This is a genomic window from Anabaena sp. PCC 7938 (genome assembly GCF_049315035.1).
GTDB classification, from domain to species: Bacteria; Cyanobacteriota; Cyanobacteriia; order Cyanobacteriales; family Nostocaceae; genus Anabaena; species Anabaena cylindrica.
The window spans coordinates 4,984,406-5,006,396 of the sequence record NZ_CP186034.1; the positions used below are offsets into that span (position 1 = coordinate 4,984,406).

At 36.8% G+C, this 21,991-nt stretch carries 20 protein-coding genes; 12 read left to right on the forward strand and 8 right to left on the reverse strand.

Annotation, left to right across the window (positions count from 1 at the left end; all coding sequences use genetic code 11):
* Positions 1–185: 185 nt before the first annotated feature.
* Complete coding sequence (gene msrB, locus ACOWPH_RS22490) at positions 186–680, forward strand: peptide-methionine (R)-S-oxide reductase MsrB (protein ID WP_015212339.1); 495 nt, start codon at positions 186–188, stop codon at positions 678–680.
* Between the two features lie 82 nt (positions 681–762).
* Here the strand turns inward: msrB and ACOWPH_RS22495 are convergent, their stop codons facing one another.
* Positions 763–3,762 carry an NACHT domain-containing protein gene (locus tag ACOWPH_RS22495; protein WP_190645480.1) on the reverse strand — a complete coding sequence of 1,000 codons (3,000 nt, stop codon included), beginning with the start codon at positions 3,760–3,762 and terminating at the stop codon, positions 763–765.
* A gap of 370 nt (positions 3,763–4,132) precedes the next feature.
* Positions 4,133–4,732, reverse strand: coding sequence for a hypothetical protein (locus tag ACOWPH_RS22500; protein ID WP_015212342.1), 600 nt, complete (start codon positions 4,730–4,732; stop codon positions 4,133–4,135).
* Positions 4,733–5,267: 535 nt separating this feature from the next.
* Here ACOWPH_RS22500 and ACOWPH_RS22505 point away from each other — a divergent pair.
* Both ACOWPH_RS22505 and ACOWPH_RS22510 read left to right on the forward strand, forming a co-directional pair.
* Positions 5,268–5,630, forward strand: a complete 363-nt coding sequence (locus ACOWPH_RS22505; RefSeq protein ID WP_015212343.1) for a four-helix bundle copper-binding protein — start codon at positions 5,268–5,270, stop codon at positions 5,628–5,630.
* Positions 5,631–5,752: 122 nt separating this feature from the next.
* Positions 5,753–6,202 carry a DUF29 domain-containing protein gene (locus tag ACOWPH_RS22510; protein ID WP_015212344.1) on the forward strand — a complete coding sequence of 150 codons (450 nt, stop codon included), beginning with the start codon at positions 5,753–5,755 and terminating at the stop codon, positions 6,200–6,202.
* 183 nt (positions 6,203–6,385) lie between these two features.
* Here ACOWPH_RS22510 and ACOWPH_RS22515 read toward each other — a convergent pair whose 3' ends face one another.
* On the reverse strand, positions 6,386–7,975 hold the full coding sequence (locus ACOWPH_RS22515) for a helix-turn-helix domain-containing protein (RefSeq protein WP_042464384.1): 1,590 nt from the start codon (positions 7,973–7,975) through the stop codon (positions 6,386–6,388).
* Positions 7,976–8,981: 1,006 nt separating this feature from the next.
* On the opposite strand from ACOWPH_RS22515, the gene fdxB reads away from it, so the two are divergent.
* From fdxB to ACOWPH_RS22535, 4 genes are all read left to right on the forward strand, one after another.
* Positions 8,982–9,275, forward strand: coding sequence for a ferredoxin III, nif-specific (fdxB, locus tag ACOWPH_RS22520; RefSeq protein WP_015212347.1), 294 nt, complete (start codon positions 8,982–8,984; stop codon positions 9,273–9,275).
* A 453-nt stretch (positions 9,276–9,728) separates the two neighbouring features.
* Entirely contained in the window at positions 9,729–10,673 is a 945-nt protein-coding gene (locus tag ACOWPH_RS22525; protein WP_015212348.1) for a cytochrome c oxidase subunit II, read from the forward strand.
* A 42-nt stretch (positions 10,674–10,715) separates the two neighbouring features.
* Positions 10,716–12,362: a cytochrome c oxidase subunit I gene (gene ctaD / locus ACOWPH_RS22530; RefSeq protein ID WP_015212349.1), complete on the forward strand. Its 1,647-nt coding sequence runs from the start codon at positions 10,716–10,718 to the stop codon at positions 12,360–12,362.
* A 134-nt stretch (positions 12,363–12,496) separates the two neighbouring features.
* The gene (locus ACOWPH_RS22535) at positions 12,497–13,093 is read left to right on the forward strand and encodes a cytochrome c oxidase subunit 3 (RefSeq protein WP_015212350.1); all 597 of its coding nucleotides are present in this window, start codon (positions 12,497–12,499) and stop codon (positions 13,091–13,093) included.
* A 154-nt stretch (positions 13,094–13,247) separates the two neighbouring features.
* Here the strand turns inward: ACOWPH_RS22535 and ACOWPH_RS22540 are convergent, their stop codons facing one another.
* From ACOWPH_RS22540 to ACOWPH_RS22560, 5 genes are all read right to left on the reverse strand, one after another.
* Positions 13,248–13,814, reverse strand: a complete 567-nt coding sequence (locus ACOWPH_RS22540) for a Uma2 family endonuclease (RefSeq protein WP_015212351.1) — start codon at positions 13,812–13,814, stop codon at positions 13,248–13,250.
* Between the two features lie 62 nt (positions 13,815–13,876).
* Positions 13,877–14,188 (reverse strand): type II toxin-antitoxin system RelE/ParE family toxin, encoded by a 312-nt coding sequence (locus ACOWPH_RS22545; protein WP_311381367.1) that lies wholly within the window; start codon positions 14,186–14,188, stop codon positions 13,877–13,879.
* Positions 14,166–14,432: a type II toxin-antitoxin system ParD family antitoxin gene (locus ACOWPH_RS22550; RefSeq protein WP_015212352.1), complete on the reverse strand. Its 267-nt coding sequence runs from the start codon at positions 14,430–14,432 to the stop codon at positions 14,166–14,168. The genes ACOWPH_RS22545 and ACOWPH_RS22550 overlap by 23 nt, the downstream gene beginning before the upstream one ends.
* A gap of 219 nt (positions 14,433–14,651) precedes the next feature.
* Positions 14,652–14,903 (reverse strand): hypothetical protein, encoded by a 252-nt coding sequence (locus ACOWPH_RS22555; protein WP_052334495.1) that lies wholly within the window; start codon positions 14,901–14,903, stop codon positions 14,652–14,654.
* 48 nt (positions 14,904–14,951) lie between these two features.
* Complete coding sequence (locus tag ACOWPH_RS22560) at positions 14,952–15,710, reverse strand: serine/threonine-protein kinase (RefSeq protein ID WP_052334496.1); 759 nt, start codon at positions 15,708–15,710, stop codon at positions 14,952–14,954.
* 405 nt (positions 15,711–16,115) lie between these two features.
* Between ACOWPH_RS22560 and ACOWPH_RS22565 the strand changes: the two genes are divergently transcribed.
* From ACOWPH_RS22565 to ACOWPH_RS22585, 5 genes are all read left to right on the forward strand, one after another.
* The gene (locus ACOWPH_RS22565) at positions 16,116–16,607 is read left to right on the forward strand and encodes a hypothetical protein (protein ID WP_015212353.1); all 492 of its coding nucleotides are present in this window, start codon (positions 16,116–16,118) and stop codon (positions 16,605–16,607) included.
* 150 nt (positions 16,608–16,757) lie between these two features.
* Positions 16,758–16,916, forward strand: coding sequence for a hypothetical protein (locus ACOWPH_RS22570; RefSeq protein WP_015212354.1), 159 nt, complete (start codon positions 16,758–16,760; stop codon positions 16,914–16,916).
* A gap of 15 nt (positions 16,917–16,931) precedes the next feature.
* On the forward strand, positions 16,932–17,543 hold the full coding sequence (locus ACOWPH_RS22575) for a cupin region (protein WP_015212355.1): 612 nt from the start codon (positions 16,932–16,934) through the stop codon (positions 17,541–17,543).
* Between the two features lie 181 nt (positions 17,544–17,724).
* A complete protein-coding gene (locus ACOWPH_RS22580) occupies positions 17,725–18,216 on the forward strand; it encodes an ArsC/Spx/MgsR family protein (protein ID WP_015212356.1) in 492 nt (163 codons plus the stop codon).
* A 180-nt stretch (positions 18,217–18,396) separates the two neighbouring features.
* Positions 18,397–21,987 carry a HEAT repeat domain-containing protein gene (locus ACOWPH_RS22585; RefSeq protein ID WP_015212357.1) on the forward strand — a complete coding sequence of 1,197 codons (3,591 nt, stop codon included), beginning with the start codon at positions 18,397–18,399 and terminating at the stop codon, positions 21,985–21,987.
* Positions 21,988–21,991 lie beyond the last annotated feature (4 nt).

Here is a 21,991-nt window from a genome sequence, read left to right on the forward strand (position 1 = left end):
TTGTGGATAAAGATACTCCAGAATAGCTGATCTATGTTGACGCGAACGCTGCAATTTGAAAATTAAACTTTTTTAGCGAATTTTAATGAGTCTATCATGGGTTTCTCAGACCAATCGCTCATGATGATTGAATTGTCATCTGGGTCTGCTTGGCTAAGAAAAGTAAAATGGTAAATAATAGAAATATGGACAAACGCCGTTTTTTACAGATTAGTGCCGTATTATTTGGCACAGCCTTTTTTTCACGTTATATCAATTGGGGTTCAGAAACTATGGCAGCTTCTAATACTGAGTTTACAGTTACCAAAACAGAACAAGAGTGGAAAAGCATTTTAACAGCGGAACAGTATCAGGTGTTGCGGAAACATGGCACAGAACGCCCTCACACTAGCCCGTTAGACAAGAATTATGAGCCTGGTACTTATGTCTGTGCTGGGTGTGGACAGGCTTTGTTTACCTCAGACAGCAAATTTGATAGCCGTACTGGTTGGCCGAGCTTTTTTAAACCGATTGAGGGTGCGATCGCTACTACAACAGATCGGTCTTTGTTCATGACTAGAACTGAAGTGCATTGTAGCAATTGCGGTGGACATTTAGGCCATGTGTTTAATGATGGCCCCAAACCTACTGGTTTGCGTTATTGCATGAATGGTGTGTCATTGCAGTTTACACCGGCTTAGTCAAAAGAGCGATCGTATAGCACTGCTGTTTTCAGCAGTTCGCTTTTTTGGCTTAACCTACTGCATATTCTGTGAACTTTCGCTAATTTTCTGTTTCTAGTGCTTCATCTTCCAATAGATGAGGTGCTATATTTGAAACAGCCCAAAGCACTTGCTCATTATCCTTATTTTCTTTTAAAAGTTCTTTAATTAGGTTGATAGCTTCAGATCCTCCTACTCCATTCATCAACAAGAGTGTAGCATTTTGATAAATTCCCTGAGAGGGATGTTTTAAAGCTCGCACCAAATTTTCTGGAGAGATATTAATCTCTCTAGCACGTTCCCATTTTGGTTCAGCAGGTACTGTGGGTATTTTTAAGGACAGTGAACTATAATTTTGACTACTAATTTCTCGAATTTTCTCCAAAGCCCAATCAAATGTTTGTGAACTATTTTCCGATTTGATTGTTTCTCCTTTTAATACAGATTTAATAACATCTAATTCGTCGCAAAACTGTATCTGTTCTAGAGCTATTTTTGCCTCAATAGCTATTTTTTCATGTTCAATATTCAGCGCTGCAATTGCACCTTTAATTACAGCGTCAACTGCTTCTAAATCGTTATTTTCATTAAGAAAATACCAATCCGAAACAAGAAATTTCCACCAACTCATACCTTTGACAAGGACACCTAATGCAATTAGTTCCTGTACTTGCTGGACAGATATAAATATTTTTAAGTTGCTATCAGTTACACGAAGTACAGCTTCTAGAAATGATCTATCTGCATACTTTGTTCGTTCTTTTTGCTTCAATTTTTTCAAATGTTGCAATAATGATTGTTGTAGAGTTATAGGCTTATCTACTCTTACTAACTTCATCAATAGGCTTTCATACTCTTTCTTATACTCTGTGTCTTTCTCATTTTTCCATTCTTCAAGAACATAAGTTGTAAAAATTTCATCTAATTTATTTGTGGTGTCAAGACTACAGTCTTCATTATTAATTACACTTTGAATATATTTAAATGTTTCTAAATTCGGCTGTTTCTTAAGGAGTAATTGAAAACCCTGAACTAAAACTTCTTCCTGAAACCCCCTTCCATATTTGCCATAATCTTTTTTTTGTTGGTCAGATGGAGGAACTATATATGGTAATTTTGATTGATAATATATTCTTGCCGATTTAGTAATACATTCATTAATAACTGCTCTGAGAATATTTAAATTGACATAATTATCACCACATTCTAAACCCAATCGAATCGCTGCCAAGCGCGTCCATGATTGAGTATGATAAGATAAAGATTGTGCAATATTTCCAATTAGGTCTGGAGCTTGAGGTATTAGACTAAGCAGTACTTTAGCAGCATCAATAACTATAGACGCATTTGGCGATTCTAATCGTATCTGCAACCGCTTAAACACTGCTTTTCTAAGCTCAAATGGTGCATTATTTACTTCCGTTAAGGCTTTAGCGGCCAGCAAAATATCTGTTGAATTTGTATTTTCTAGATTATCAAGTTTAACTAAATGATTAACAATTATTTCTACCTTATCTAATCCAGCAGCAAATAGTATAACTTCTTGCCACTTAATATCTTGTCTAACCTCCTCTAACCATTTGCATATTTTCTGATCATCTAAATCAGAAACATACTTTGCGGCTGCATATTCACAGATAGTAAGATGAATAAAGTTAATTGTATGGTTTAATCCAACTTTGTTTTTCTCAAAGATGCGGCGCTGTTCCCAAAAAGAAATGTATTTTTTAACCTGAGTTTGCACTTTTAATCGTGTAAGGTTTTTAAATTCACTTAATAAGTCATTAGTTAATATCTTATAAAATTCACTTTCTAAAAATTCAGGCTGATACATTAATTTCCAACCTGCTATTTCGATTATACGTTGTGCAATTGGCTCGTCTTCTTTGTCAATTTTGATAGATTCTCTATCTTGTGTGTCTTGCTGGCAAAGCAAATGCACAATATTTTCATAGATATTTGCCCGATTTAAAATACTATTCGCGTCAGATGGAAATAGTTGAACAACAAATCCCAATAATAGCGGGTTTCTAGCTGCTAATGAAGCTGTTTGAGTATTTTTTAGCCAATTCTCAAATAAAATTTCTTGCTCTTTGATATTTTCTTTATCAATTGAATATATTTCAAAAATTCTTTTGGCAAACTTTATAATATCTGATGCTTCTAGAGGTAGAATTTCTATCTGTTTCCAGTCAGAAAAATATTCTAGGGCGTAACCAGGGCGAGTAGTCATGATAATTCTAGTCACGGAGTGTCCTGATGCCCAAGCTGTTAGTTGGCTGGCCATATTAGCCAAGTCATCACACTCATCAAACCCATCTACCAAAAGATAATCAGGACAACTCAATGCAAATTTTAATTGATCTTCATTAACACCAGAACTGTCAGCAGCAGCTTTGAAAATCGCATCTTCAAATCTTTGATGTTGCTGTTTGCATAGGTTATTAATCTGCTTGAGCCTAACACGTAAAACTTTTTTATCTAAAACACATAGCTGATAAGCTAAACGCTTTACTAAGGTACTTTTTCCACTTCCTGGATCACCTACCACAACAGTTAGATGATAAAGTTCAGGAATTAATTCCGCTTTAAAAATTGCCTGATCACCGTTACTTTGTTTTGCTTTCAGCGGAATCCAATCAGTTTCTATAGACAGCTTTTTCTCAATTCCTAAAACAATAAAGTCAGAGGTAGTTTTTTCAAGCCATTCTCTATAAAGTTCGGCTGTAATAGCCGGATTTGAACTGTTTGCAGATAGCTGAATAGATACGCTACCCAATAGTCGTGCTATGCCTTCTGCATCACGACGGCCTCTATTGGTAATAAGTGTAAGTCCGTCTCCTCCAAGGATTTTCCAAGCTTGACTGGCTTGATTTTTGTTTGCCAAAACTTGTGAGAGCATTACCTGTGCAGATTTTGCTTGGGCATCATCTTCAAGATCAACAACTGTAATCGAAAGCCGCCTGAAAAGCGATGGATCATCTGGAATACCCTTTTCGGCAAATTTGTTGATAACCTCTTTTGTTATTTCTTTTAGATCATCATTTCGCCCTTGTCCCAATCTCTTCAAATCTTTGCGGAGTTGATCTTTAAAAGTTCCGCTTGCAGTAGAGTCAGTTAACAGAATGCAATATAGAGAGGGATTTTTCGCGAGTCCGCGGCCTAATTTTACAATTGCGTCCCAAAAATCTTGACCCTTCTTTAAACCATGTTTAGCTTGAACTTCTACAGTTGTACCGTCTTGAAGCGTGATATTGACATCATCCCCTGGCCCATTAGTTTCTTCCGCTACAGCAATCGGAATATCAGGAGTTGAGTGTTCAATCCAAGATAATGGTTGCTGATTTAATATATGGGCTGCAACATACGCTGTCGCCCTTGCTTGATATTCGTATCCACCGCCGCCGCCACTTCCGCTCATCTTAACCTCCTCACAAAGTCCCCAGCAACTCCTGCAAGCGTTCCCTACCATTCCGAAAAACAGACCAACCATCACCCACTAATACCGCTTCCACCTTCTCCAAACCTGCCAACCTGCGAACAGAAGCTACAGCTTGATCTCGATTTAGTAGCTTTTCATCTGGTAAAATAGTTAAAGTACCGGCTTTGTGCGATCGCACTAAATCCCCAGTAATCAAAGTGGTTTCTTCCAACAGCAAGGCCAACTCACCGGGAGTCTTTGAACCTTGGATTTCAATCACCTTCAATCCTGGAACTAACTCCTCACCATCAGTCAACCAGCGATTGCACAAAATCGAGAAATCTTCTTTCTCCCCCTTTGGTGCAGCAATTTTAGCATAGGTTTGATTAGCAATATCCTTAGCTGACCGCAGATGATCAGAATTTGTCAGCACAATCCAAGCCACACCACCGAGAGATTCCAGATGATTCCAATCATGATTTGATAAAGCTACAGGATCAATCAATATATTTCCTTCTGGACGTATCCAAGCGAACCCATTAAAATCAATATTTCTTGCGGGGTTAAAACAAGACCAGCTATATAAATCGTTACGGTGCAAAGATTTCATGATAATTCTAGTTCAGAACTTTCAATAGTTTGTATTCATAGACCAGCATTAATAATGTATCATTCATGCTCACCAGACAGCGAAAAAAATACTGTTTTCGTTGTCACCATCCTTAGGGATTGAGGATAATTAAGATATACCAGGTAATTTAGTTGATAATTTTATTTAAAAATCAGCCATAGGATAGAAGGTAAAAAGCGGTTGATCGCAGTTAATCAATACTGTGAACCAAAAATATAGTGTTAGGATTTAGCCAAAACTCACTCTTCAATAAGATATCCAAGTTCAAAGCTGAAAACTTCTGTTTATTGAATTTTTCATAGGAGAATTTGTCAGCAAAAATCGGTGAAGTAGTTCAAAATATCACCGATTTATGTGAATACTTTGGGGCAGGTAACTCGGTTAATATATCGGAATTTTGAACTAATCAACTCAGGGGTCAAAACCCCAGTTACCCTTGAAAAATTTGGTATTAATGTTGTAATTAATCCAAATCCAAACATAGGCAAACATTACAAAATCAGGAGTATTTTTTATGTTGATGATGATGACTGAAAACATAACCAGCGAAATCCAAACCTGCATGAACTCTTGCATGGAATGTCATAAAATATGCTTAGAAACCATGGCTTACTGTATGAGTAAAGGTGGTAAGTACATGGATATGGGAATGATAAGCATAATGCGCGACTGCTCAGAAATGTGCATGATGTGCATGAACATGATGATGGGTGGTTCCGAGTTCATGGGACGTACCTGTATGCTTTGTGCGGAAATGTGCGATCGCTGTGCCGCAGCTTGTGAAAAAATCAGTGATGATAGAAAGATGATGGAATGTGCCGCAGTTTGTCGTAGATGTGCTGAAACTTGCAGATCAATGCAAATGATGCCAGCTTAATCTTATGAACTAGCAGAAGTTTCTCTGCAACCTATTTAGGCGCTCAAGCTTTTTTAGTTTGGGCGCTTAGGTTTTGTAAACAGAGTATGAAATAAAATGAAAATAAACAGCGAGTGTACAGTATGAGTAAAAAATCAATCAAAAATCTATATGAACAAGATTTTTCTCTCTGGGTTGAGGATACAGTCAGTAAATTAAAAGCAAGAGACAACGAAAATTTAGATTGGGATAATTTAATTGAAGAGGTAGAGTCTTTGGGGAAAAGTCAGCGTAAAGCAGTCAGGAGTTTTTTGGTGCGTTTAATAGAACATTTGTTAAAGCGGTGTTATGTACCAATGTCAGACTGTTATCGGGGTTGGGAAATTGAAATTAGGAATTTTCGGCAAAGGTTACAAATTGAATTGGAAGATTCACCGAGTTTGAAAAGTTTTGTTTTAGAAATTCTTGCTAAAAGCTATGACATGGCATTAGAAAATGTCAGAGATGGTTATCCTGATGTTTATTTTTCTGATGTTTGTCCATTTCCCAGTAATGTAGATGCTTTGTTAAGTAAGAAGTTTTGGGAAGAATAATGAGTATGCCTACCCCACAAGATGAGATCATTCTCTCGTTTCTTGTTCCCATACTCTATATGGGAATTAATTCTATAAGGCTCTGCCTTGAGTTATTGGGAACATTTCTGCTAAGATTTAGAGGCAGAGCCTCTGTGATGGCATTCCCAGTCAGAGACTGGGAACGAGATATTACTAATTATTTTAACTAATATTTAGCACCTTTCTGAGCAGTGCTTGGTCTTCTAACTTAGGTTTAAGACGACCATTTTCAACATCACGAATCCAACTTTGGCTTTTACCCGTAAGCCTTGCTAATTCTCTTTGGGAGATATTTATATTTTTGCGTGCTTGCAAAACTTGTTCACCTAATAAATCATCAGTGCTTTTAAGAGTTTTTTTACTCTTAACAGTACTACGCTTTTTTTTCTCTGCTTCTGAACTTAGCTGTTCCCACTCTGAAGGAAGTTCAAAAGATAAAATTCTCGCATTCATTAACAAATTCCACTTGCCACGAGGTCCACTATCTGTCAGTCGATTATCACCACTACCATCATTAATCCAAAATTCCAAAGCCTCATCTGGATCTTCAGGGATATCAATTAATTTTGCCCACAATGGTTGAATTTCTGGCGGATAGGTAATAGGGTCAAATAGTGGTTTGACTCCATAATGATTGAGAACTTCTAAATCATTTTCAAACGTTCGTAATAGACGCTTACGTTCGTCTCGTAATCTCGAAGCTAGGTTAATTTTTTCCTCACCATAAGCAACTCGCATTAAAGTAGGAACAGTGATGCGTTGTTCTCTACCCATTTTGGTTTTAAATAATAACCATAACATCAGTCGAATAGCACCTTCATGTTGCTGCCAAAGACTCATAACTGTAGTTAACAGCGTTTTAGGAAGACTACCATATTGATAAAATCCACTTCGCTCTTTACTGGCTTGTCTATTTAAGAAGTGTTGCGACCAAGTGCCTGTTTTAACTTTAAATGTCAGTCCAATCAAATATTTACACCCCAGATCATCTTCTTGAAAATGGTGCTGAACATCTGTTAAATGCCATAAGTGACTTTGTGTAACAGAAAATCCGGGAACTCTACCCCGTTGCGGCCAGTCTATGGTAACAATGAGAGAACAAGCTTGTTGAACGATGTTTTTGATTAAAGAAAGCTTGGCAGTTTTGTTGAGATCTTTGCGTTTCTCTAACCCCAAATATTTTTCAATTTGGCGTTCATCAATGGCGAATTCTTGTTCCCAAGGTTTATCTAAGGCTGTAGCATGGGCAGCGAAAATTAAATGAATACAAGTTGCTCGAATATCGAGGCTTTCAATTACGTGTAAATCCTTAGCTAGGTTAGTAATTTGAAATGGGTCTTGAATATGAAAAGAAATTGCACCCCGACCTTGATTAACTTGTCGGCTATAATGTAAATTATCTTCTGCATCTGTTTCCCAAGTTAATGATTTACGTTGTGCTAGTAAATTGCAAGCTTCCCAGATAACTATTGCTGAAGCAAATGGATGATTCTTGCCATTGGAAAATAAATCAGGGCTGGTAGGTTCTCGCGGTTCAATTTTGCATCTTCCTTTTTTGGCTTGTGCAGGTATGGGAGCATTTATTGGACAAGCGATGACACATTGTGGTTCTGGATAATAACCCTCGCAATTGTTACATAGACAAGGATCAATCCAATATTCATTATTTTCTATTTTGATTGCACCCGTAGGACATTGGGGTCGGCATTTATCACATCTAACGCAATTTTTGTTAGGAATTGTATAAGGCATTAGGCTTCTTCCTACTCTAATTGCTGAGATGTTTGGCTCAAGTCCCCCCGTGATGTCTCCTGTTGATTCATAACTTGCTACCAAAGTATCTCCATGACAAGAAATGTTTTTCTCGCCTCACTTGTCAGTTATTAGTTAACAAGGTTTATATTGTGCTTTACCTCTACTAATAGATTTAGCTGAATGAGAAATCACAGCATATCCTTAATAACTGTTCACTGTTGACTATTTACTAATTAAAGACATTGAAACAAGAGCTTCATTGCTTCTTTATTAACTATACATTTCATAAAGATTTCGCTAAGTTTGTTCAGAATGAGCTTAGGAAGATTTCTTAATCTTTATCTTTATATTTGACCATAAAACCTTAATCAAAGTGTTTTTGGGTAACATCTAAGTAATGATCAATTGTTTGAATGACCGTTGATTTAAATTTATTTATTGCTATAGAAGTTACAGTTTTTCAAAAAAGTTAAATTTTGCGTACAAATTAAGTTAAGGTAAAATGTAACTTTTCTGATCATTTAATTTGTATAGTTTTTCACATAAAGGGTAATTTAGGTTTATTTAGTAGTTGCTAATACTGTCAAATTGCATCTTTTATCCATGAAGTAAATATTATATTTGCAAAAGAATATCAATATATTTTTATTTAAAGCAGGAGTTAGGGACAGGAGGGAAATTGACCTATAAGAGGATGTTTGAAAAGTACCAGATTTGATTGAAATCCCCCCAACCCCCATTAAAAAGCAGGGGGGCTAAATTTCTCAAAGTCTCCCTTAAAAAGGGGGATTTAGGGGGATTTAGGGGGATCTATAAATGGCTAGTTATTAATAATAACTATCATTTAATATGATTAATTATCTAAACTCAATTGCTATTATTTAGCAAGTCAGCAAAATTTGATAAAAAAGTTAATTTTTATTCGTAAAATTAAAAATTATTAGGCTAGGATTAAGATTAAATCACGAACTAATTTGTAAGCAAAATTGCTGAGGAAAAAATTATGGCGACATTAACAGGAGTGACTTTTGGCGGTAAGACTTGGACTCCAAAATTTGCCCAAGAGATTGACAAAGATAAATGTATCGGTTGTGGCAGATGTATTAAAGTATGTGGTCACAATGTTTTAGGGTTAAAAGCACTAAATGAAGAAGGCGAATTTGTGGAAGACGAAGATGATGAAGAAATTGAACGGAAGGTAATGGCGGTAGTGACTCCAGAAAACTGTATTGGTTGCGAAGCTTGTTCTCGTATTTGTCCCAAAAATTGTTATTCTCATACAACAGTAGACAACTAATATTTTTGGGAATTACTCAAAATAATGTTCTGCTACAAAAGACATTATTTAACTGCGTAAATCTGCTAAATCATGTAAATAGAGGGGAAATACTTAATTATTTTTATAACAGGATAATATAAAAGTTCACGATAAACAAAAATCCAACTATAAATATAAATAATAAATTGTTCTTAATGAGCAGAATTAAAATCCTAGATTGGGGATTTTTATAAAAATTTGAAAGTCGGAATATATTAAAAGCTTTTTTTTCATATCTTGAGTGAAAGATCTGAAAAAATCTGGAAGTTTATGCAATTTCTTATTAGGTGTAAGTTAGAACGTTAGTAAGTGAAAATCAAAAACACTGCCCCAAATCAGAGAACAGTGAACAGATTGATAACTGAATAAGTACGGGCGAATTGTAATTTGCTCCTACAACTGATAATTGATAACTGATAGAGTGCAGGTAGTATGCAAAAAGTTCCTGTGTCGTTATGGACGCTATTGGCTGGGATGATAATTTCCCCTATTAGCATCTGGATTGGTCAAAATCATCATCTACTACCGGTACAAGCATCGCAACAAGCGCCTTTGGTAGACGGATTTTTCAATATCATGTTTACCATTGCTGTTGCTTTATTTTTAGTAGTAGAAGGAACGATTCTAATTTTCTTGTTTATGTATCGTCGTCGTCCAGGAGACAATGGTGATGGTACACCTGTAGAAGGTAATTTAGCCTTAGAAATATTTTGGACAGCAGTTCCTACAGTAATTGTGATTGTTTTGGGTATCTACAGTGTAGATATTTATAACAAAATGGGGGGTTTAGAACCAGGTAGTCATCCTCATGGACAGATGGCTATGGCTGCTACCATGAATGATGGTTCTGAAGCTGTCACTGCTGGAATTGGTATTGGTGGAAGTCCCCAAACTCAAGGTAAAGCAGCGGATTTGGTAGTTGATGTGAAGGGGATTCAGTTTGCTTGGTTGTTTAACTATCCCCAAACTGGTATTGCTGCTGGTGAGTTACACGTTCCTGTTGGTGCTGATGTGCAGTTGAATCTATCAGCAGATGATGTAATTCATTCGTTTTGGGTTCCCCAATTTCGTCTCAAACAAGATGCACTTCCTGGTATCGCTACAGAATTGCGTTTTGTTGCTACTAAACCAGGTACATATCCGATAGTTTGTGCGGAATTGTGTGGTGGTTATCACGGTTCTATGCGATCGCAAGTTGTTGTCCATACCCAAGAAGATTTTGATAGCTGGTTGACAGAAAACCAGATTGCACAACAGCAAGGACAACCTCAAGTTGTGGCTGTAAATCCAGCTAATTTATCGACACCTGATTTTCTGGCACCTTATGTCAGTGAGATGGGTGTAAATGCAGCAACTCTGACTCAAATTAAAAAATAGCAGCGTTCAGTTGACTACTGAACAAATTGACACTCATAGCTTATGACACAGGTAGAATTTCCACCAAATACGCCACACACTTCACACCCTACAGCGTGGAAATGGCGAGATTATTTCACTTTTAATATTGATCACAAGGTGATTGGGATTCAATATTTGGTGACAGCATTTGGATTTTATATCATCGGTGGGCTGATGGCGATCGCACTTCGCACCGAGTTAGCCACCGCAGATTCCGATTTTCTTGATCCTAATCTGTACAACGCCTTCATGACCAATCACGGGACGATCATGATCTTCCTATGGATTGTCCCCAGTGCAATTGGGGGATTTGGTAACTATCTAGTTCCGCTGATGGTGGGTGCTAGAGATATGGCGTTTCCCAAATTAAATGCGATCGCATTTTGGTTAAACCCACCCGCAGGATTATTACTGTTACTCAGTTTTATTTTTGGTGGTTCCCAATCAGGTTGGACAGCTTACCCACCACTAAGCTTAGTTACCGCACCAATCGCCCAAACCATGTGGATTTTAGCGATTGTGTTAGTGGGAACTTCCTCAATTTTGGGTTCACTCAACTTTGTGATCACCATTTTGTTGATGAAAGTCCCCAGCATGAAATGGGATCAAGTTCCCCTATTTTGCTGGGCAATTTTAGCAACTTCTGTCCTCGCACTTGTATCTACACCAGTATTAGCAGCAGGTTTAATTCTGTTGTTGTTTGACATCAACTTTGGTACTTCCTTCTTCAAACCAGATGCAGGTGGTAACGTCGTTATTTATCAGCATTTGTTCTGGTTTTATTCCCACCCGGCGGTTTATTTAATGATTCTGCCGATTTTTGGGATTATGTCAGAAGTAATTCCCACCCATGCACGGAAACCGATTTTTGGCTATAAAGCGATCGCATTTTCCACAGTTGCTATTTGCGTTGTCGGTTTATTCGTCTGGGTACACCATATGTTCACCAGCGGCACACCCGGATGGATGCGGATGTTCTTCACCATTTCCACCCTCATAGTTGCAGTTCCCACCGGTGTCAAAATCTTCGGATGGGTTGCAACCCTTTGGGGAGGCAAGATTCGCTTCACCAGTGCCATGTTATTTGCGATCGGCTTACTTTCCATGTTCGTCATGGGTGGATTAAGCGGTGTAACAATGGGAACAGCACCCTTTGATGTTCACGTCCACGACACCTATTATGTAGTCGCACATTTCCACTACGTTCTCTTTGGTGGTTCCGTCTTTGGTATTTACGCAGGTATATATCACTGGTTCCCCAAAATGACCGGCAGAATGATGAACGAAACTTGGGGAAGAGTTCACTTTGTCCTCACCTTAATCGGTACTAACTTGACATTCCTACCCATGCACAAACTGGGTTTACAAGGAATGCCCCGCCGAGTTGCCATGTATGACCCCCAATTTGTCAGCTTAAACCAGCTTTGCACCATTGGCGCATTCATTTTGGGTATTTCTGTGATTCCCTTCGCTTACAACGCTATTACCAGTTGGAAAAAAGGAGAACTCGCAGGTGATAATCCCTGGGAAAGTTTGACTTTAGAATGGACAACCAGTTCTCCACCAATTATTGAAAACTGGGAAGTATTACCTGTTGTTACTCATGGCCCTTATGACTACGGTCATATTCATGATGAATCCTCATCGGTGACTGAGGCTGTCAGTTAAAACGCAGACATTGTAGGTTGGGTTAAGCGACAGCGCAACCCAACAAACTTCTCAAAAGATTGGGTTTAATTTCGTCTTCAAATGTTGGGTTTCCTTTCGTCAACCCAACCTACATTTATTAGTAGGAAAATAGCATGACTGCAATTACAACCAGTGAACATCACGAAGCTGGACACGAAGAACATCAAGATTTGCGAGTTTGGGGACTGTTGACTTTTCTAGTTTCTGAATCTTTAATGTTTGGTGGATTTTTTGCCACCTATTTGTTTTTTCGAGGTACTACCGCAGTTTGGCCCCCAGAAGGAACAGAAGTAGAATTATTTATCCCTACAATTAACACCATCATTCTTGTTTCTAGTAGCTTTGTCATTCACTTTGGTGACATGGCAATTAAAAGAAATAGTGTTGGTTGGATGCGGTTTTGGTATTTCATTACCGCAATTATGGGGGCTGTATTCCTAGCCGGTCAGGTTTATGAATACATGAATTTGGGATATGGTTTAACTACCAATATTTTCGCCAATTGCTTTTATTTAATGACCGGTTTCCACGGTTTACACGTCTTTATCGGACTGTTGTTAATCTTGGGTGTATTATGGCGTTCTTTGCGTCGTGGTCATTATTCTGATACCAAACACACAGGCATCGAAATGGCAGAGATTTACTGGCACTTCGTTGATATCATTTGGATTGTTCTCTTCACTTTGGTTTACATTCTTAACGCATTTTAATTTGGTAATGGGTAATGGGTAATTATACACCCATTACTTTTTACCTGATCATAGATCATTCACAATTGTGAAAACATCATCCAATCACATCCTGTAAATCCTTAAATCCTGGATATCCTGATTCTGACAATTAGCCGTATAAAGGAACTCCTGATTAATCAAAAATTTGTGATGCTTGTAAATTTAGACTATTAAATTGTGGAGATCTAACTAAATTATCACCAGAAAAAATCCCAATTTCATCATAAACTTCATTAATTAATTCTAAAATTAATATACTTTTTGTTTGGGGGTCAATAATCCAATATTCAGGAATACCACAATCTTGATACTGTAAACGCTTGGCGATGAAATCTCTATCTCTTTGTAATTCCCCAGGACTAACAACTTCAACTACCAATAAAGGTGGTGACATTGAGAGGCGAATAGTATTACGGCTTGCTAATTGTTGAATATGCTCTTCTCGAATAATAGTCAGATCAGGATAACGATTTCTTGGTTCTCCTCTTACTTCCAACTCTAAACCATGTCCCCGCACTCTATCAATCCCTATTAACAATGCAAAAATGAGAAAAAGACGATTAGCAATTTGCACATTAATTCCTGATTCTGGTGGCATTTCCACTAACTCCCCATTAAACAATTCGTACAAATTATCTGTGCCATCATCATAAGATAAATATTCTTCAAAACTTGCAAATCTATGTTTAGTTTGTACCATGACATTTACTCCATGATTACTTATATCTAACTTTAACACAATGTGGATGAAGGATTATTATCCTACTCTCCAAACAAAGCTTCTAAATGTTGGCGACCGTTCACAACTCGGAGAATTTCAACATTATTATCAACAACTTGATAAAAAATGATGTAACCATCAAGAGGAACGCCACGCATTTCATGCCTTATATACTCGTAGCTACGTCCCATATTGGGAAATTGGAGTAAGTTTTCACATTTTTTTGTGAACTCTTTAAAAAGCATTTCTCCAGCTTCAATATTTCTGGTTAAAAATATTCTGAAATGCTGTCTAAATCTCGAATTGCTTGGGGCGAAATTAAGCATTGATTCATTTATTCGCCTCACGAGCATTACGAAACTTTGCCTGTATTTGTTCAACAACCGTTGCTAAAGGAACTCCTTCTCCTCGTTCTAATTCTTCTCCCGCTTCATTGACTTTAACTCTAACATCCTCTACCCATTCTTCATATTCTCGCTGTTTTTCCTGTAAAAGCTGTAGAGCTTGATTAACCACCGCTTCAGCATTAGGAAATCTGCCTTGAGCTAACTGATTTTGAATAAACTGTTCTTGTTCTGGTTTTAAGGTAATATTCATCGCCTATTTCCTGTATTTTAAATAGACTGTAACTGATAATTTGATTATAATCTGCTAAAAGATAGAAACATAGTCAGATCCCCGACTTCTAATATTAATGATATTCCTCAATGAGGAATTTATCACAGAAGTCGGGGATATTTTTGCCCTTGTTACCTTTTACCTTCTTATACATTCCTCACAATTTTCCAACATCATTCAATCACATCCTGTAAATCCTTAAATCCTGGACATCCTGATTCTGACAAATAACCCCTTGACAATCCCTGAATTATCTATTTTATTAAATATAATGCTTACGTCATAGCCATTCAGCTTCCCAAACCCAAAATCAAATAACCCCAAATACCCCACTTCAAAAATAGGTTGAGGTGGGGGAATAACGACAGTTTTTTGAACCTTGGGATTATTTAATGCTGCTAAAACTTCTGCTGCTGAACCATAACGTTTTTTAGGAATATCTTGCAACATTGTTTCTAAAACATCAGTTAATTCCTGACTTAAAGAAACATACTTTTGCTATTGCCATTCCATATTTATAGTATCAAACAACTCATCCGAACCATCAGATTTGGGAAAATGTCCCGTCAATAAACGTACACAAGTAACAGCTAAACTATAAAGATCACTACTTGGGTAAACCATACCGCGAAATTGTTCTGGTGGTGCATATCCAGGAGTACCTGTAATTGTACCAACTCTGGTTAAAATACTGCCACTTGTTTCTTTAGAAACACCAAAATCAATTAGGAATAATTTACCGTTTTTACATCTGAGGATATTTTCTGGTTTAATATCTCGATGAATTACTTGATTCTCATGAATAAATTGCAAAACTGACAATAATTCTGTTAAAATATTTCTAATTTGGGATTCATTGAATTTACCTTGAGTTTGTAACTCTTGGAATAAATTTTGACCATCAATAAATTCCTGTACCAAATACAATCTACCATCCTGGGGAAAGAAGGCAAGTAAATCTGGTATTTGTGAATGTTTTCCTAACTCTTGGAGTCTTTTAGCTTCTTGTTGAAATAATTCCGTCGCTTTTTGTAAAGATGAGCTTCCTGCTTGTTGGGGTAAAAATTGTTTAATGACGCAGGGAGTATTTAATCTTTTCACATCTACTGCTTGAAAAGTGCGTCCAAAACCACCTTCTCCGATAAATTTAATCGGTAGATAACGGTCATCTAAAACTATTTTACCTCCACAACGTTGACAAAATTGAGTACCCTGGGGATTTTCGTAAAGACAGTCAGGATTGAGACATTGACTCATGGTAGTTGCAGGGTATATCTAGTGATGATTGTAGCATAAGCAATGTCAGAATCAGGATATCCAGGATTTCAGGATTTACAGCATGATAGTGTTTAATGGTTAGTGGTGATTTTCTGATTTAAGTATTTGTCAGAATCAGGATGTCCAGGATTTCAGGATTTACAGGATGGTATTATTTGTCTGTAAGTTATAATTTTGGTTAACTATTTATTATTTTTCAAGATAGATATTGAGATAATCTAAAATTTACAGAATTACGTCTAGTGTATGTTCTAAAATAAATTAGATTGGTAATTGGTAATGGGTAAATTACATCCTGAAAATCCTGAAATCCTGGACATCTTGATTCTGACAATTAAAATCCTGTAAATCCTGATTCAGACGATTTACTATGCCTAAAATATTATGCTCGAAAGTTCTCAAAACAAATACTCATGGTTTGATGTAGCAGAAGATGTCAAAGAATTATTGATATTAGCAGCACAGACTTGGGAAAATACAGAAGAATCTACAAAATATATGCAACAAGCTTTAGCTAAAACAGGAGACAACACAGATGTTTTAGTTGCAGCTTATAGATATTTTTACTACAAAAACAATTATGTTCTCGCGCTGACAACAGCCGAGAAAATAACCGCTAAAATTAAAGAAGTCGAGAAATTTCCCGATAACTGGGAACAACTTCAACCCATCTTAGTTAAACGTCACGAAGAACACCAAATCAGATTGTACTTAAATGCTTATGCTGCTTCTGGATTGGTATTAGCTAAACTAGGAGAGTTAGAGCAAGCCAGGGAAATTAGTGCCAGAGTTAAAAGCATTGATGACAAAAATGATTTTGGTTCTAGCATTCTTCTGGATATTTTAACCCGTCTACCAGAAGACGATGATGATTGATTATAGCATTTCCTAGTCCCCTCCACGAAACAGCGGTGAGGGGCTTAGAGGTGGGGTTTTTGTACCTCTAAAACATCTGTACTCAACCGAGAAATGCTATATCTAAACCAAGTAAACATTTTACCAATCACCTCTTCCCAATCAAAAATCATGAACAATTGGTTATCCACCTCATCCCCTTATCAATCTCTCACACCTTCTAATAATAATAATCTTCTCCTACCTCCCCTCCCTGCATCTCCTGTAGCTCCTATAACTGTGATGCCTCAAGCTAATCCTCCCATTATTTTCTTACCAAAATATTCATAATTGAGTATATAAATTATGCAAGGTAAGGATTGGTTTGTCGCTGGAGATGGACAGCATCAAGCCTGTAAATCAGCGAGAACATGGGATTTATTGCGTGACAATTATCGCTTGTATCGGTTTCTGACTGAGGTAGAAGACGTTCTCAATAATGTTGAAGATGAATCAACTTGTCTTCCGGAAATTCGGATGCTGGTAAGGCGATTAATTGTCAATTCCTATTGGGTACAAAGTCAGTTTTTAGCACCTGACTCAAAAACAGGAACTTCTGTTTTATTGTTATACGATGAATTAGGTTTTCCTTTAACTGTACAAACGGTAACATTTGCACCGGGGACAATTTCCAATATTCATAATCATGGAACTTGGGGAGTGGTAGCGGTGCTAAAAGGTGAAGAAAAAAATACATTTTGGCGGCGCAGTTCAAACCCGGAATTTCCAGATAAAATTGAAACAACTGGAGAAATAAATTTATTCCCAGGCGATATTATTAGTTTTGCTCCTGATACAATTCATCAGGTACAAGCTGTTGGTGAACAACCTACGGTTACATTTAATATCTATGGAGAAACCAACCCCAAAGAGAGATTTGAATTTGATACAATTCACCATATTGCTAAAAAATTTTAAATGTAGTGGCATAAACAGAAATAAATGATTATTGTGATAAATAGATAGCAACTAATAGAAATAGGTAAAAAATCCCGAATATTTACCTATAAAGAAAACACATCATTTTTGATCTGCGTTTATCTGCGGTTAATTATTTCCTGTCCAGAAATCGAATCAAAACCTTATAGGAGATATATCCATGGCCAGAGTAATTTTCTATGAAAAACCAGGCTGTAAAGGTGGTACAAAGCAAAAAGTTTTGCTGACAGCCGCAGGTCATGAAGTAGTGACATACAGTTTATTAACGGAACCTTGGACAGCAGAGAGGTTGCGGTCATTTTTTGGCGATCGCACTGTAAGCGAATGGTTTAACAAGTCCGCACCTAAAGTAAAATCAGGAGAGGTGATTCCTGAAAGCATTGACGCTGATACTGCTTTGGTGATGATGCTCAGAGATCCTTTATTAATTCGTCGTCCTTTAATTGAAGTAGGAAATAGACGTGAAGTAGGTTTTGATGTCGAGAAAATTGACGCATGGATAGGTTTAAAACCTGTCGATGACTCTTTGAAGGAAATGAGCGAAAAACTGATGCAGCAAAACCTCCAAGGCTGTTCTCACGGTCATGACCACGAACACCATCACGGTAAGGGTGGTTGTAAAAATCACGGTCAAGAACAACACCAGCATTAGATATTAAAAAGCCTCTCTCCGTTGTGGGGAGAGGTATAGAGAAGGTCAAATAGATCAAATCAATTCTGTCGAAGTCGCATTTACTTATTTCCATAAATATAGAGAAATTTACCTAAACCTGGAAAAATACTCAGTTTAAATGTATATACTCGTAATTAAACACAAATAGATACGAGTATTATGTTGGACTGGTTGCTGATTTGGGGAGTTACTCAAGGTGTTGGGGTGTTGGTTACTCCGATTTTGCAAGATTTAGCAAAGGAAGGAGCAAAAGACTTTGCTAAAGACTTTTTCAAAGACTCCCTCAAACACGTTCTGCTACGAGAAAAAGATCCTCGTCAGGTAGCAGCAGGTAAAGCGATTAAAGAATTTTTACAACTGGTACAGCAGCAGTTAAAAATCCGTTGTAAACTTCCTGAAAATGAAATTAAACCATATATCCAAGAAGTCAAGAGATTTATCAGCGATAAATCGGTTAAATCAATTTTAGGAAAAGCTTTTGAAATTGATTGTGATTCCCTTGACGCAACAACTCTTAAAAATACTTGGAATAGTCTACAATTAAAACCTCTACCAAATAATTTTAACTGGGATGCTATCATAAACCAGTATTTAATGAATGTTCAAGAAATTCTTTTTGATTCAAAAGATTTAAGAGATCTACTTGACTCACAGAATATTGAAAAAATCGAAAAAAGTACCCAAGAAATTGCAGGTATTATACCAGATTTTGATTTATTGGGATATCAGGAAGCAATTAAAGAAACTTATGGCAACCTGAAATTAGAGAGTTTAGATACAACAGGTTATGCCTATAACGAACTGAAATTATGGCGAATGTTTATCGCTCAAAATGTGCGGGAAGTTCACCAAGTTTTACCACAAATTTACGAACTGCCTAAAGAACACCTGAATCGACTCCGCGAAAGTAATCAGCTAGAAGCAGAAGTTGCCATACAGGAGTTAGAACGCTACAAACAAAGTTATTTTGAACAAGCAACTCGACCAGTTTTAGATATTATTAACGACAAGCAAAATTATAAATATGTAGTAATTTTAGGTGATCCAGGTTCTGGTAAATCTACATTACTGCAATTTTTAGCATTAAATTGGGCAGAATCACCAATTGATAATGTAATTTCTCAACCGATTCCTTTGTTGATTGAATTACGTACTTATATGCGGCGACGGGAAGATAATGAATGCCACGATTTTATCGAATTTTTTCATAAATGTAGTGGTTCAATTTATCATCTCAATCAACATAAATTGCATGAACAACTTTTAGCTGGTAATGCTTTAGTAATGTTTGATGGTTTAGATGAAGTCTTTGATCCTGGAAAGCGAGAAGATGTAATTACAGATATTCATCGCTTTACAAATAAATATCCTCAAGTGCGGGTGATTGTGACTTCTCGCGTGATTGGCTACAAAACTCAACGGTTAAGGGATACTGAGTTTCATCACTTCATGCTACAAGATTTAGACGCAGAACAAATTCAAGATTTTATCAATCGTTGGCATGAATTAAATTTTAATAATGAAGCTGACAAGCTGAGAAAAAAAGAACGTCTCCAAGGAGCAGTTGCAAACTCAAAATCCATTAAAGAGTTAGCGGGAAATCCTCTACTGTTAACAATGATGGCGATTTTAAATCGTAACCAAGAATTACCTAAAGATAGACCAGAACTTTATCATCAAGCATCACGGTTATTGCTGCATCAATGGGATGTAGAACGCGCATTAATTGAAGATATTCGCCTAGATCCAAAAACCATTGATTATAAAGATAAACAGGCGATGTTGCGTCAAGTCGCCTACAGTATGCAAGCAAATCAAAAGGGTTTAACTGGTAATTTGATAACTGCATCTGATTTAGAAACAATTCTGACTGATTATCTCAAAACCATAGTTGATAAACCCAGAGAAGCAGCGCGAGTGATGATTAATCAATTACGAACTCGTAACTTTATTCTGTGTTTTGTCGGTGCAGATTATTATGCTTTTGTACATCGGACGTTTTTAGAATACTTCTGTGCTTGGGAGTTTGTTTGGCAGTTTGAAAAAGAACGCAGTATTTCTATTGAACAATTAAAAACTGATGTTTTTGCTAAACATTGGCAAGATGAATCTTGGAATGAGGTATTGCGCTTGATAGCAGGAATGCTTGAACCTAAGTTTACTGGAGAAATTATTGATTATATAATGACTACGAATATCCTTCATTATGTAGAAGAGGAACAGGGTATAAATTTCTTTTTAGAAGCTGGTGTGGATAGAAGAATTATTAATTATTTAATTAATAAAAATGAAAAAGAAGAACAATTTATTAACATATTCTTAGCTGCTGAATTGCTAGGAGAAGTTAGAAATTATCACATAATAAAGTCAACGGCTCATAAATTATTAGAAATGCTAAAATATTTAACTCAATATGACATCAGTTACTATTATGAAACCTATGACAAAGAAGCTAAGTTTGTTGATAGAGTTCGTAGTAACGCAGTGACACAAATCGCGACTCTTTGGCAAGATGATCCCAATACTCTATCCTGGCTTAAACAATCTGCCACTGTTGGGAATAATAGCGATATGCGAATTGCGGCAGTACAAGAATTAATACAGAAATTTAAAGATGACCTGGATACTGTAAGCATTCTCAAACAACTCGCTACCTCTGATGATGATGGGAATGTGCGACGTGCCGCAATGCGAAAGTTAGCACAGGATTTCCAAGAAGACCCTGACACATTACCCATCCTCAAAAAACTTGCTATCTCTGATGTTAATTTGAATGTGCGACGTGCCGCAATGCGAGAATTAGCACGGAATTTCAAAGATAATCCCGAAACCTTACTATTCCTCAAACAACTTATTACCTCTGATAAGTCTTTTTTAACAAGACGTACAGCAGTAGAAGAATTAGCACGAAATTTTAAAGATGATCCTGAAACTTTACTATTCCTCAAACAACTTATTACCTCTGATAATGGAAATGTGCGATGTACAGTAGTACAAGCATTAGCAAAACATTTTAAAGATGATACCAGTACATTACCAATTCTCAAAAAACTTGCTAACTGTGATGATGATGCGAACGTACAAGGTGAAGTAGTAGACGCATTGGCATGGAATTTTAAAGATGATCCTGATACATTACAAATTATTAAACAACTCGCTACTTCTGAAGATAGGAATGTACGATTTCAAGCAGCACAAACATTAGCAAATTATTTCCAAGATGACCCGAATACATTACCATTTCTTAAAGAAATGGCTACCCTTGATGATGATGCAAATGTGCGAAGTGTAGTATTAGCAAGATTAGTAGATAACTTCAAAGATGATCCAGACATTTTGCCCATATTCAAGCAACTAGCTACCTCTGATGATCATTGGAATGTGCGATGTGCAGCAGCACAAGGATTAGCAGATAATTTCAAAGAAGACCCAGATACATTAACCATTCTCAAACAATTTGCTACCTCTGATGATGATGAAACTGTCCGATATACAGCAATACGAGGATTAGCTAAATACTTTAAAACTAACCCCGATTTGTTTGAGTTGTTCTACAAATGTGCTATGAATGATACCTTTGAACGTAAAGAAGAATGGGGAAAAAATCCTCGACTACTTGCATTGAAGATAATCATTAAGCCATATCCCAACCATCCCCAAACCTTACGATTGTTGCACGACAGAGCAGAAAATGATCCAGATGAGCAAGTGCGGGAATTTGCAAAGCAAGAATTAGCAAAATTAAACTGATAAA